Genomic DNA, 12072 nt, shown 5'->3' with positions numbered 1-12072 from the left:
AATAGTTTCCTCCGGATGGCGGCGGATCGGGACTGTATGGGTGGGACAGTTCCTTACAGGTCGCTGCCGGTGCTGCTTTTTTTCGGCGGTGCCGGCGGCGCCCAGGTCACGCTTTCGCTGGCCGGCGCCGTGTCCAGCGCCTCGGAAAATTCCAGCCAGCGTTTCAGGCTGTCCATGCGGCGGATGCTGAGGCCCTTGCCGCTGATGTAGCCCACCTGCTCGAAATATTCCAGCCGGGTCTGCATCTTGGAAGTGGTGGGCAGGTCGTCCACCAGCCGGGCGTAGGCCTTGCGCGCCTTCTGCTCCCACTTGGCCAGGGTCGGCTCGTTGAAGCGGTTGCTTTCGAAGTAGATCGTGACGGTACGGTCATGGTTGCCGAAGCCGACCACGGCCGCGCCCTTGCGCAGCGTCTGCAGCACATCTTCCTTGATATCCGCCTTCGGGACGAACAGCGCCGCGCGGCCATCCGCATCGGGCCGCTCGAGCGGCAAATCCTGGCCAAATGTAATGCTCATCCTGTCGCTCCGTGGTTTGCGCGGGTCTTATAAGTGTTGCCCGTAGGCTATATCTTCCGCCGATTCTACCCTGCACCCCCGGCAGCTACAAGCATTGCACGCCTGCGGCGACATTTATAATGAGCGCGCCGCAACACTTTTGTGTTTTCCTTACCAGCCCTGCAACCATGACGACTTTTCCATCCACCGCCATCGACACCGCCGCGCGCAACGTGGCCGACCTGCTCGCCTTCGCGCTCGAACACGGGCCCGCGCACCGGGCGCTGGTGGTGTTCGACCGCCGCAGCGAGCTGAACGCCGTGTTGACGGAAGCCTACCGGCGCGCGCTGCCCGGCGGCGTCTTCATCGATTTCGACGCGGTCGCCGCCGACGAGGTGCTGGCCGCCTTCGCGGCACTGGCACCACGCGACCTGGTGGTGCTGATCCAGACCACCAGCTTCCGGCTCAACGAGTACCGGATCCGCATGGAGCTGTTCCAGCAGGGACTGAAAGTGATCGAGCACCTGCACCTGTCGCGCATGCCGGGCGCCCAGGGACTGGTGTACATCGACGCGCTGGCCTACGACCCGGCCTACTTCCGCGGCACGGGCCATGCGCTGAAGGAACGCCTGGACCGGGCGCAGGGCGGCGTGGTGGACAGCGGGAACGGTGCCGAGCTCGTGTTCGCCTCGCCGTTCGAGGAAGCCAAGCTGAACATCGGCGACTATTCGGCGCTGAAGAACGTGGGCGGGCTGTTCCCGATCGGCGAAGTGTTTACGGAGGCACGCGACCTGGAAGCGGTGAACGGCCGCGTGCGCGTGTTCGTGTTCGGCGATACGTCGTTCCGCGTCAACCGCCCGCTCGAACCGGTCACGATGATCGTCGAGCGGGGCCGCGTGACCGGCGCGGAAAACAGCACGCCGGCTTTCGACGAGATGCTGGCCATCATCCGCGCCCATGAAGGCGACGTGTGGGTGCGCGAGCTGGGTTTCGGCATGAACCGGGCATTCTCGTTCACCCGCACGGTGGACGATATCGGCACCTACGAGCGGATGTGCGGCGTGCACCTGTCGCTGGGCGCCAAGCACGGGCAATACCAGAAGCCGCAGATCAGGCGCAAGGATGCGCGCTATCACGTGGATGTGTTCGCGGTGACCGAAGGCGTGTATCTCGACGGCGAACGGATTTATGCGGACGGAGCGTGGACGGTCTGAAGCGCGGGAAGGTGAACGGCCGGCCCGGGCGCCGCATCCCACGGCGGCACCGGCTGGTACTCCGCGACCAGGAAATCGATCAGCTTGCGCACCTTGGGCGATGGCCGGCCGCTGGCCGGGTATAGCGCGCTCAGGTAATTCAGCGGCAGTTGCCATTCCGGCAGCACCGCCACCAGCGTGCCGGCCTGCAGCTCGCGCCAGGCGAGGAACGTGGTGCTGTAGACGATGCCGGTGCCCTGCAGCGCCGCATGGTGGAGCACCAGGCCGTTGTTCGATGTGAACGACGCGTCGACGTGCACCGTGCGCCGTTCGCCTGCCCGTTCGAAGTGCCATGCGGTGCCGTCGGTGAGGTGCGAGAAATGCAGGCAGCGGTGGTTCCGCAGATCCTCGGGTGCGGCAGGCTTGCCGTGGCTGCGGAGATAGCCGGGCGATGCGCACAGCACGGCGCGGCACGGCGCCAGCGGACGGATCGCCAGCGCGCGGCTGTCCGGAATGCCGCCCACGCGGATCGTCAGGTCGAAACCGTGGGCGATCGGATCGAGCAGCGCATCGTCCACATGCAGCAGGGGCCGCAGTTGCGGGTGCGGCTGGCTGAAACGGGCCAGCGCATCGGCCAGCCAGGCGACGCCGAAGCTCGACGGCGCCTGGATGCGCAACGGGCCGGCCAGCGTATCGCCGGTCTGCATGACGATGCGCGCCGCTTCCTGCGCTCCCCTCACGGCCGCGTCGCACGGGGCCAGGTAGGCCTGGCCGGCATCGGTCAGGCTCACTTCGCGGGTGGAGCGGTGCAGCAGCCGGACGTTCAGTTTTTCCTCCAGCTGGAGGATATGCTTCGATACCATCGCGCGCGACAGGCCGAGCCGGCGCGCCGCGCCGGAAAAGCTGCGCTGCCGGGCCACTTCGACAAAGATTTCCATTGCGCGCAACTGGTCCATGGCCGTCATTGTCTTCACTTTGGCGACAATGTGTCAACCATTGACTGGGTATCGGTGACCAGGCGGGTTCCGTACAATCGACGGCATCACTTACCAGGAGCCATGCCATGCTGAGCGCAGCGCAACAAGAACAGTACCAACGCGACGGATACCTCGTCATTCCCGGCTTCAAGTCGCCGGAAGAGATCGCCGCGCTGCGCGCCGGCGCCGCGCGAATCGTCGACGCGTTCGACCCGGCCGCCGCCAGCGGCATCTTCACCACGAAGGACCAGGAAAAGAAGGCCGACGAGTACTTCCTCCGCTCCGACAACACGATCCGCTGCTTCTTCGAGGAAGAGGCGTTCGGCCCGGACGGGCAGCTGCGCCAGGCGAAGGAGCTGTCGATCAACAAGATCGGGCACGCAATGCACGATCTCGATCCGGCATTCCGCGCCTTTTCGAACGACCCGCGGCTGCAGCAGGTCGCCCGCGACCTGGCACTGGAACAGCCGCAGGTATGGCAATCGATGTACATCTTCAAGCAGCCCGGCATCGGCGGCGAGGTGCGCTGGCACCAGGATGCGACCTATTTCGATACCGACCCGATCAGCGTGACCACGTTCTGGTTCGCGCTGGAAGACGCGACGCTGGACAACGGCTGCCTGTGGGCCGAGCCGGGCGGGCACCGCACGCCGCTGCGCGAACGCTTCGTGCGCAGCGGTGACGACATCGCGGTGGAAAAACTGGATGCCACGCCATGGCCGGACGACAGCACCGCCGTGCCGCTCGAATGCAAGGCCGGCGCGCTGGTCTGCTTCCACGGACTGCTGCCGCACTACAGCGCGCCGAACCGCTCGGCGGTATCGCGCCATGCGTACACGCTGCACGTGACGGACGGGCGCACGGTCTACTCGCCGCGCAACTGGATCCAGCGCGACGAATCGTTCCCGGTACGGGGGTTCGTGTGACGGCGATCCGCATTCTCGCTCCGCAGTGGGGCAACAACGAACTGTCCGCGCCGGTGTTCATCGAGCGCGTGCTGGAGGCGGGGTTCGACGGCATCGAGATGTCGCTGCCGGACGACGGCGCCGAACGCGAGGACTGGCTGCGGCGTATCGCCGATGCCGGGCTGGACCTCGTCGTGTCGCAATGGCAAACGGTGTTCCACACCGAGTTCCATGCCCACCGCATCGCGCTGCAGTCGCTGCTGGCGCAGGCGTGCGCCGCGCGGCCGCTGCTGGTGAATTCGCAGACCGGCAAGGATTTCTATACGCAGGAGCAGAACGAGGAACTGATCGCGCTGGCCGATGCAATCGCCCGCGAGCACGACGTGCCGATCGTGCATGAAATCCACCGCAGCCGTTTCTCCGGCCACCCGATGCTGCTGCGCCCCTACCTCGAGCGCCTGCCGGGCCTGCTGTTGACGGCCGACCTGTCGCACTGGTGCGCCGCCTGCGAATCGCTGCTGGAAGACCAGCCGTCCACGCTCGACACCGTGCTGCCGCGCGTGCGGCACATCCACGCCCGCGTGGGCCACGCCCAGGGCCCGCAGGTGCCCGACTTCCGCGCCCCCGAATACGCCGTCGAACTGGCCGCCCACCTGGGCTGGTGGGACCGCATCGTTACCCTGCGGCGCGCCGCCGGCGCCCCGCTCGTCACCATCACGCCGGAATTCGGACCGGCGCCCTATACGTTCCGGCTGCCCTACTCGCAGGCGCCCGTAGCGGATGCGTGGGAGCTGAACGTGGCGATGGCTGCGCTGCTGCGGGAGCGGTACCGCTGACAGTGCCAACGGCTGAGCTCGTGTCACTCTGGTGCCAGGCACCAAAGTGACATGCTGCGGGAGCGTTAGCGCTGACAGTCCCAACGGCCGAGCTCGTGTCGCTTTGGTGCCAGGCACCGAAGTGACACTGACTCATCAGCAAAGTTGCGCATGCATGCGTGACCGAACTCAGCGCATCGTTTGCGGACGGTGCTAACTTGCCTGCATGGGCAGACCAAACAGAATCCAGTTTTCAGGCGCGATTTATCACGTGACATCACGCGGGAACCGTCGCGCGAATATATTCGTGGATGACCGCGACCATCTTGCTTGGCTTCGCTTGCTGGGCGAGGCGGCAACGCGATTCAACCTGGTGGTCTACGGACTTTGCCTGATGCCGAATCACTTCCATTTGCTGGTCGAAACACCGGACGCAAATATCTCGGCAACCATGCACTACCTCAACGGGAAATACGCACAGAAGTTCAACTGGCGCCATGGCTTGAGTGGCCATGTATTCGAACGCCGCTGCTACCTCGAACTGGTGGAACGGCAGGAGCATCTTCTCGAACTGCTCCGTTACATCGTGTTGAATCCAGTCCGTGCGCAGCTGGCCGCGAAAGCCGATGATTGGCGCTGGAGTACGCACCTGCATGTCAGCGGTATCAAAGCCAGGCCGGAATGGCTCAATTCAATGTGCGTCATCGACCAGTTCAGTGGCGCGGCCTTGGCCGAGCGCATTCAGGCATACCGGGCATTTGTAGATGCCGGCACCGGGATCAAGAGGCGCCCCGTGGCAGCCATTTCCCGATACATCGATCTTTCCCAGGCATTCACCGCAATTCCAGTCCTTGATGAACTGGAAAGAAATCTGCCCAGCCGTAATGCCGCCATTGTGGCTGCCTGGATGAGTGGCGCCTATTCTCGCGATCAGATCGCCCGGCATTTCAATATATCCGTCAGAACTGTGAGCCGGATTACCTCGGCCGGCGTGCCCGGCTCTGCCTGCTGACCCGATCTTGCCTGCAATACAACCGGCGCACTAACGGCCGGGTTCGTGTCACATCGGTGCCTGGCACCAGAGTGACAAATGGCCGAGCCCGTGTCACATCGGTGCCTGGCACCAAAGTGACACGGGCTCGGCAACAGGTGCCGCTATCGCCGCAGCGCCAGGTCCACCACCAGTGCCAGCAACAGCACGAACGACATCCCCTTCCAGAACGCCACCGGATTGCGCTCGATCAGGGGCGGCCGGGTGCGCGCGAGGAATGCGTGGTTCGGCCGGTGCAGGTCGAAGACGAATTCGGAAACGTCTTCATGGCGCCTGTGCGGATCGATCGACACCGCCTTCTCGATGGCGGCATCGACCCAGGCGGGAATCGACGGGTCATGGCCGCGTGCCGGCGTATAAACCAGCTTGCGCTGCGCGGCGCGGTTTTTCGCCTGCGGGATGCGCACGTCGTACGGCAGCTGCCCGGTCAGCATGTGGTAGGCGAGCAAGCCCAGCGAAAACACGTCGGAGCGCACCGTGCCCGGCTCGCCGAGGAAGTATTCGGGCGCGGCATACAAAGCCGCTCCCGCCAGCGTGGCCCCGCCGCCGCCGGGAGAGAAAGGCGTCATTTCCATTACGCCGGCCACGCTGGCCGAGCCGAAGTCGATGATCCTGGCGGTGCCGGTGCGGTCGACCAGCACATTTTCGGGGCGGATATCCTGGTGCAGCATCTCCAGCCGGTGAAACGCGCGCAATCCCTTGGATACCTGCGAAACGATATCGCGCACGGCGTCCAGGTCCGGCTTGCCGCGGTCGCGCAGCCATTGCGCCAGCGTGACCCCTTCGATATATTCGGTCACCAGGTAGACGTAGCTGCGCTTGCGCTCCGTGACGACCGGCTCGATCACATGCGGGCTGACGATGCGCCGCGCGATCCACTCCTCCATCAGGAAGCGTTCCAGGTAGACGGGATCGTCGCGCAGGTCGATCGACGGCGTCTTGATGGCCACGCTCTCGCCGGTGGCCAGGTCGAGTGCCAGGTAGACGTGGCTGCGGCTGCTGCCGTGCAGCGGGCGCATGATGCGGTAGCCGTCGAATTCGCTGCGCGGCTCGAACTGGGGCGGGAACGGCAGTTCCGCCATCTGCTGCAGCAGCTCGCCGGCGTCATGCGCCTGCAGGGTTTCCACCCGCACGAGCTGCACCGTGATGTTGTCGTCGCTGCCGTTCGACAGCGCACGCGCCACCAGCAGCCGCGCCGCTTCATCCAGGTCGGCGCCCGCCGACAGCGCTTCCTGCACTTCGGCCGCGGACACATGTTCGTGCAGGCCATCGCTGGCCAGCATGAACAGGTCGCCAGGCTGCAGGCTTACCGTGCGGTAGTCGATTTCCAGGTGCGCATCCACGCCCAGCGCGCGCGCCAGGTAGCTCTGCCCGGGCGAGAGCGACACCCTGTGGTCGACCGTGAGCGGTTCGAGCGCCCCCGCATGCACCCGGCAGATGCGCGTATCGCCCACGTGGAACAGGTGCGCGGTATTCGACTTGATCACCATCGCCGACAACGTGCACACGTAGCCGCGGTCCTTGTCGTAGCGGCCCTGGCCCTGCTGCGTCTGCGCATGCAGCCAGGAATTGGTGGCGGCGAGCACCCGCTCGACCGACGTCTTCACCGACCACGCATCGGAAGTGCAATAGTAGTCTTCAAGGAAGGCGGCCACCGCCGTCTCGCTGGCGATGTGGCTGACATCGCTGCTGCCGATGCCGTCGGCGACGGCCAGCGCGGCCCCCTTTACCGACAACTGCGGCTCGCGCGGCACATAGCTGCCGTGAAAGTCCTGGTTGACGGCCTTGCGGCCGGGGTCCGTGTGCTGGCCGATGGACAGCGTGAGTCGCGCGGGCATGGTGGGTAACGGATGCCGGCCGCTGGTGCAGGGCCGGCATGCCCGGATCAGTTGAACTTGCGCTTGGCGGCGGTCTTGATGTGCGTGGTGTACAGCGTGAGGCCGGTAAACGCCAGGCCGCCCACCAGGTTGCCCAGCACGGTCGGGATCTCGTTCCAGATCAGGTAATCCATGATCGTGAAATTACCGCCCATCATCAGGCCAAACGGGAACAGGAACATGTTCACCACCGAGTGCTCGAACGCCATGAAGAAGAACAGCATGATCGGCATCCACATGGCTAGCACCTTGCCGCCCACGGTCGTGGAAATCATCGCGCCCACGACGCCCATCGAGACCATCCAGTTGCACAGCATGCCGCGGATGAACAGCGTGAGCATGCCGGCCGATCCGTAGGCGGCGTAGCCGGTCGTGCGGTTTTCGCCGATGTGCGCCACGGTCTGGGCGATCTTGCCGCCATCGGTGTTGAAGCCGAACGTGAACATGTAGGCCATCAGCACGGCCACGGTCAGCGCGCCGAGGAAGTTGCCGACGAAGACGATGCCCCAATGCTTCAGGATGCGCCCGACGGTCACGCCGGGACGCTTGTCGATCAGCGCCAGCGGCGTGAGCACGAACACCCCGGTCAGCAGATCGAAGCCCATCAGGTACAGCATGCAGAAACCCACCGGGAACAGGATGGCGCCGATCAGGGGAACGCCGGTTGCGACCGAGCAGCTGACCGCGAACACGGCCGCCAGCGCCAGGATCGCGCCGGCCATGTAGGCACGGATCAGCGCATCGCGCGTGGCCATGTAGATTTTCGATTCGCCCGCATCCACCATCTTGGTCACGAATTCCGTCGGCACCAGGTACGCCATATTGCTTCTCCCCTTGAAGTTTTGATCGATGTACTGAAAATTCAGTCTCTTTACTTGAAGCGAAGCAAAAACCGGGCCCGACAATGCACGCCGGGCCGTCCAGGCATGCCGGCGCACGATATTGGCCGGCGGCGCCATGCGCTGGTGCACCGGCGCACCAGCAAGGACTGCCGCGCCCGATCGGGGAGCGCCGCATCGAATAAAGTTGTTTTGGCGTTTGCGCGGCAGCGGTCCATTCTGGTGCCGCGCACGATGCACGGCACCGTTCGGGAGCGTTTGCCTGCCCGTGGTGCATGCCGGCGGCGTGGCGGTCAGGCAGCGGCGGCGTGCGGTACCGTGCGCGGCAGCATGAGCACCACCGCCGTGCCGCTGCCTGGCGTGGACTCCACGCGGATGCTGCCCTTCAGCACGCCCGTGACGATGTTGTAGACGATGTTCATGCCCAGCCCGGAACCGCCCTGCCCCATCTTGGTGGTGAAGAACGGATCGTAGATCTGGTGCAGCGTGCGGTGGTTCATGCCCACGCCGTCGTCCATGAAGCGCAGCTCGACCATGTCGCCGTCCAGCGCACGGGCGGCGATCGTCACCAGGCCGTCGGGCCGGCCGACGAACGCATGCAGCAGCGCATTGTTGATCAGGTTACTGAGCACCTGGCTGATGCTGCCCGGGTACGAGTCGCAGTCGAGGTTGCCCGGTATGTCGACCCGCACTTCGCAACCGGCGCGCCGCAGTTGCGCGGAATAGGTCGCCAGCGTGTCGTGCACCACGCTGGCCAGGTCGAAGCGGCGCCGCTGGTCCGATGTCTGGTCGACCGCCACCTGCTTGAACGACGTGATCAGGTCGGCCGCCTTGCCGAGCGCGCCGGCGATGATGCCGCAGGCCGTCTTGGCATCGTTCAGGTGCGCTTCCAGCGCCGAGCGCCGCACGCCGGGGCCTTCGAGCTGGCGTTCGAAGTCGGCCACCATGTCGGCCAGCGCGGTAGCCGTCAGCAGGCTGTTGCCGATCGGCGTGTTCAGTTCATGCGCGATGCCGGCCACCAGGGCGCCCAGCGCCGCCATTTTTTCCGAGGTGATCAACGTATCCTGCGCCTGCCGCAACTGGTGCAGCACATTGGAAAGCTCGCGGTGCGCCTCTTCCACCTGCTCCTTCTGCTGCGCCACCTCGTGCAGGGTGCTTTCGAGCGCGGCTTCGGTGTGGCGCCGGTCGCTGATGTCGCACAGCACCCATACGCAGCCCTTGTCCGGCGCCTGCCGGTCCAGCATGCGCCCGTTGACGATGCACCACAGGCTGTCGCCACCGCGCCGGGTCAGTTCCAGCTCGCGGTGCATGCGCTGCCCGGCCAGGCCGCAGTCGAACGGGTCGCTCCCATCCGGCACCAGCATCGTGGTCGGCTGGCCGGCCAGCGTGCCGTTCGGGTAGCCCAGCATTTCCTCCAGGCCGCGATTGCAGCGCACGATGCGGCCATCGGAAAACAGGCCGATGCCCACCACGGCGCTGTCCTGCAATGCGCGCTGTTCTTCGAGCGCGGCACGCAGCGTGTGCGCCAGCGCGCGCCGCCGCTGCAGCGTGACCAGCAACACGCCGATCAGCGTGCTGATCAGGAAGCCGCAGCCGCCGATCAGGTAGATCGTTTCATGGCCGCGTCCGTAGCGGCTGCCGTCGTACCCCTGCACCTGCAGCAGCCAGCGGCGCTGGCCAACGTTCAGCACCGCCTTCGACAGCAGCCCCGGCACCGTGCGGCGCGCCTCCCGTGCGCCGCCCAGCTTGCCCGCGCTGTCGAACAGCAGGCCGTCGATCGTCGGTGTCGGCGGCGTGCCGTCGAGCACATAGCCGGTATCGTGGATCACCACGTGCACGTGGCTCAGCAGCTGCGGTTCGATCACTTCGCGCATCAGGTCGGTAACGCGGAACACGATCGCGACAAAGCCCACCAGCGCATCGCGCCGCTGCTCCACGGTACCCAGCGGCACGTTCTTGCGGTAGACCGGCAGGCGCGCGATGAAGCCGGGCTGGCCGCTGGCATCCTGCACCAGCGTGATGCGCTCCGTGGCCACCAGCTCGCCGCTGTCGCGCCCCAGCTCCAGCGCGCGCAGGTGCGCCGGCAGCGCGGCCAGGTCGAGCCCGAACGCGTTCTCGTTGCCGGCCATCGGTTCGGTATAGACGATCGGATAGTGTTCGGCGCGCTCGATCACGGGATGGATGCGGTAATCGGGATAGCCGCCCGGCACGATGCCGGTATCGGCGCGCACGGTCGCCACGTGGCGGGGCAGTTCCGCTTCGGGTACGCGCAGCACCCACTGGATTCCCTGGAACCCCGGATAGCGCTCGGTCAGGTGCAGCTCGGCCACGTAGCGATGGAAGTCGGCACGGCTCATCTGTCCATGCACGCTGAACGTGCCGCGGATCGCCAGCAGCGTGTCGAAGTAGGTCTTCAGGCGCGCCTCGGTATCGCGCGCCACCTTGTCCATGTCGTGGCCGAAGCGGTCGGCGATGTGACGGTCCTGCGTTTCCATCGCGAACAGACATGCCCAGGCGGTCAGGCAGATGCCGACGGTAAAGGCCAGGTAACCCTGTGCACGCATGAAGTCCCCTGCTTGTGCTTATTCTGCAAGCGACTATAGCATGGGGCGATTGGCAACCGGGTTGAAGAAATTGGCGGCGGACAGGCGCGCGGACAGACCGCGTGCATGGCAACCCGACCGGGCGCAGCAGTGTGCAACGAGGAAAATAAAACGGCGCCTTGCGAGAAAGCGCCGCGGGGTTTACTCGATCAGGGCCGGGGAGCCGTCTTCGAGAAATGCGCCAAAGCAGCGCGTGCATTCCAGGCAGAACAAGTGCGGTACCCGCACGTTTTTCTGTCGCAATACCAGCTGCAGATGGCCTTCGGCACACACCGGGCAGGTTTCGCGCATGGTGCCACAGGTACGGATTTCATCCGCAAGATAGGTATCGTCATAGCGCACCCCGTCGACCACGGCCTGCGGGTCGAGCTGAACGAGGTACAAGTGCGCCTGGCCGGCCCGCTGGTCGGGTAGCCGCGAATAAAGCTCGCTTGCGTGCGAGGTAGCTCGGTTGCTTGCACGATCCATTCTGAACCTCCTCGCCCGCCATGGGGGAAAGACGGGCCCGATCACGATAGCCAAATCGGCGCGCGCTGGCAAGCACATTCCTCCACTCAAAAGTAGGTTGCAATTAGATCGCACGCTATTTATACTGATCCCATGAACACGACGATCCCCCCTCATGTACCGCAGCTCGACCAGCAGCTGTGCTTTGCGCTGTACTCCAGTGCGCTGGCAATGAACAAGCTGTACCGCAAGCTGCTGCGCAAGCTCGATCTCACGTATTCCCAGTACCTGGTGATGATGGTGCTGTGGGAGCGCAACGAGCAGACTGTCAGCGAACTGGGCGACAAGTTGTTCCTCGATTCGGCCACGCTGACGCCGCTGCTCAAGCGGATGGAACAGGCCGGGCTGATCACCCGCACGCGCTGCGCGAACGACGAGCGCCAGGTCATCATCGCGCTGACGCCGGAGGGCGACGTCCTGCGCGAACAGGCCAGGGAAATCCCGGCCTGCGTGCTGGCGGCCAGCCAGTGCAGCCTGGACCAGGTGCATGACCTGAAACGCCAGCTCGAAACCCTGCGCACCAGCCTGTCCGACGCCGGTTGACCCCTGGTGCGTCGCAGGAATACTACACAACTGAATTCCCCCGGACGGCGGACGTCCGGCCGTGTTCCTGCAACGGCGCCCTGTGCAGTCCATCCGTGTCCGGCGCGGACGTCCGCATGGGCAATGTTTCAGGATTGTTACAATCGCGTCGCCTGCGCGAGTTGATGCGCGCGCTTAGAATACCCCGGCTGTTTCCATAAAAACACGAAGGAGTTCCGCCCGGCCAGACCCGGCATGGCGCGGTCCCCTTACCTGCCCTGGGGTATCA

The 12072-nt window shown here is 65.2% G+C and carries 11 protein-coding genes; 5 read left to right on the top strand and 6 right to left on the bottom strand.

Features of this window, described 5'->3' with window-relative positions; all coding sequences use genetic code 11:
- Positions 1-53: 53 nt before the first annotated feature.
- A complete protein-coding gene (locus tag GJV26_RS19020; protein ID WP_155710273.1) occupies positions 54-515 on the bottom strand; it encodes a hypothetical protein in 462 nt (153 codons plus the stop codon).
- Between the two features lie 167 nt (positions 516-682).
- Here GJV26_RS19020 and GJV26_RS19015 point away from each other — a divergent pair, with 167 nt between their 5' ends.
- Positions 683-1708 (top strand): hypothetical protein, encoded by a 1026-nt coding sequence (locus GJV26_RS19015; RefSeq protein WP_155710271.1) that lies wholly within the window; start codon positions 683-685, stop codon positions 1706-1708.
- On the opposite strand, the gene GJV26_RS19010 is transcribed toward GJV26_RS19015, so the two are convergent.
- Positions 1681-2652: a LysR family transcriptional regulator gene (locus tag GJV26_RS19010; RefSeq protein ID WP_229419355.1), complete on the bottom strand. Its 972-nt coding sequence runs from the start codon at positions 2650-2652 to the stop codon at positions 1681-1683. The two genes, GJV26_RS19015 and GJV26_RS19010, sit on opposite strands and share 28 nt — an antisense overlap.
- A 98-nt stretch (positions 2653-2750) precedes the next feature.
- On the opposite strand from GJV26_RS19010, the gene GJV26_RS19005 reads away from it, so the two are divergent.
- The 3 genes from GJV26_RS19005 to GJV26_RS18995 all read left to right on the top strand — a co-directional run bounded on the left by GJV26_RS19005 (position 2751) and on the right by GJV26_RS18995 (position 5396).
- Positions 2751-3590: a phytanoyl-CoA dioxygenase family protein gene (locus GJV26_RS19005; protein ID WP_155710269.1), complete on the top strand. Its 840-nt coding sequence runs from the start codon at positions 2751-2753 to the stop codon at positions 3588-3590.
- Complete coding sequence (locus GJV26_RS19000) at positions 3587-4405, top strand: sugar phosphate isomerase/epimerase family protein (RefSeq protein WP_229428005.1); 819 nt, start codon at positions 3587-3589, stop codon at positions 4403-4405. The genes GJV26_RS19005 and GJV26_RS19000 overlap by 4 nt, the downstream gene beginning before the upstream one ends.
- Positions 4406-4610: 205 nt before the next feature.
- Positions 4611-5396 (top strand): transposase, encoded by a 786-nt coding sequence (locus GJV26_RS18995; RefSeq protein WP_155710267.1) that lies wholly within the window; start codon positions 4611-4613, stop codon positions 5394-5396.
- A 143-nt stretch (positions 5397-5539) separates the two neighbouring features.
- Here GJV26_RS18995 and GJV26_RS18990 read toward each other — a convergent pair whose 3' ends face one another.
- From GJV26_RS18990 to GJV26_RS18975, 4 genes are all read right to left on the bottom strand, one after another.
- Positions 5540-7273: a bifunctional protein-serine/threonine kinase/phosphatase gene (locus GJV26_RS18990; protein WP_155710265.1), complete on the bottom strand. Its 1734-nt coding sequence runs from the start codon at positions 7271-7273 to the stop codon at positions 5540-5542.
- 47 nt (positions 7274-7320) lie between these two features.
- Complete coding sequence (locus tag GJV26_RS18985) at positions 7321-8133, bottom strand: formate/nitrite transporter family protein (RefSeq protein ID WP_155710263.1); 813 nt, start codon at positions 8131-8133, stop codon at positions 7321-7323.
- 311 nt (positions 8134-8444) lie between these two features.
- Positions 8445-10715 (bottom strand): CHASE domain-containing protein, encoded by a 2271-nt coding sequence (locus GJV26_RS18980; protein ID WP_189442334.1) that lies wholly within the window; start codon positions 10713-10715, stop codon positions 8445-8447.
- Between the two features lie 180 nt (positions 10716-10895).
- The gene (locus GJV26_RS18975; protein WP_155710261.1) at positions 10896-11222 is read right to left on the bottom strand and encodes a hypothetical protein; all 327 of its coding nucleotides are present in this window, start codon (positions 11220-11222) and stop codon (positions 10896-10898) included.
- Between the two features lie 132 nt (positions 11223-11354).
- Here GJV26_RS18975 and GJV26_RS18970 point away from each other — a divergent pair, with 132 nt between their 5' ends.
- Positions 11355-11804 (top strand): MarR family winged helix-turn-helix transcriptional regulator, encoded by a 450-nt coding sequence (locus tag GJV26_RS18970; protein WP_155710259.1) that lies wholly within the window; start codon positions 11355-11357, stop codon positions 11802-11804.
- Positions 11805-12072 lie beyond the last annotated feature (268 nt).

The sequence above is a fragment of the Pseudoduganella dura genome, assembly GCF_009727155.1.
In the GTDB taxonomy this organism is placed as follows: Bacteria; Pseudomonadota; Gammaproteobacteria; order Burkholderiales; family Burkholderiaceae_D; genus Rugamonas; species Rugamonas dura.
The sequence above is the reverse complement of the archived record's forward strand: the minus strand, read 5'-3'. Positions and strand labels throughout refer to the sequence as shown.

Excerpts from the sequence above, each read along its gene's own strand:
- GJV26_RS18975 (WP_155710261.1), bottom strand. The coding sequence starts at position 11,222 with ATGGATCGTGCAAGCAACCGAGCTACCTCGCACGCAAGCGAGCTTTAT.
- GJV26_RS19015 (WP_155710271.1), top strand. The coding sequence starts at position 683 with ATGACGACTTTTCCATCCACCGCCATCGACACCGCCGCGCGCAACGTG.
- GJV26_RS18970 (WP_155710259.1), top strand. The coding sequence starts at position 11,355 with ATGAACACGACGATCCCCCCTCATGTACCGCAGCTCGACCAGCAGCTG.
- GJV26_RS19010 (WP_229419355.1), bottom strand. The coding sequence starts at position 2,652 with ATGACGGCCATGGACCAGTTGCGCGCAATGGAAATCTTTGTCGAAGTG.
- GJV26_RS18995 (WP_155710267.1), top strand. The coding sequence starts at position 4,611 with ATGGGCAGACCAAACAGAATCCAGTTTTCAGGCGCGATTTATCACGTG.
- GJV26_RS18985 (WP_155710263.1), bottom strand. The coding sequence starts at position 8,133 with ATGGCGTACCTGGTGCCGACGGAATTCGTGACCAAGATGGTGGATGCG.
- GJV26_RS18980 (WP_189442334.1), bottom strand. The coding sequence starts at position 10,715 with ATGCGTGCACAGGGTTACCTGGCCTTTACCGTCGGCATCTGCCTGACC.
- GJV26_RS19020 (WP_155710273.1), bottom strand. The coding sequence starts at position 515 with ATGAGCATTACATTTGGCCAGGATTTGCCGCTCGAGCGGCCCGATGCG.
- GJV26_RS19005 (WP_155710269.1), top strand. The coding sequence starts at position 2,751 with ATGCTGAGCGCAGCGCAACAAGAACAGTACCAACGCGACGGATACCTC.
- GJV26_RS18990 (WP_155710265.1), bottom strand. The coding sequence starts at position 7,273 with ATGCCCGCGCGACTCACGCTGTCCATCGGCCAGCACACGGACCCCGGC.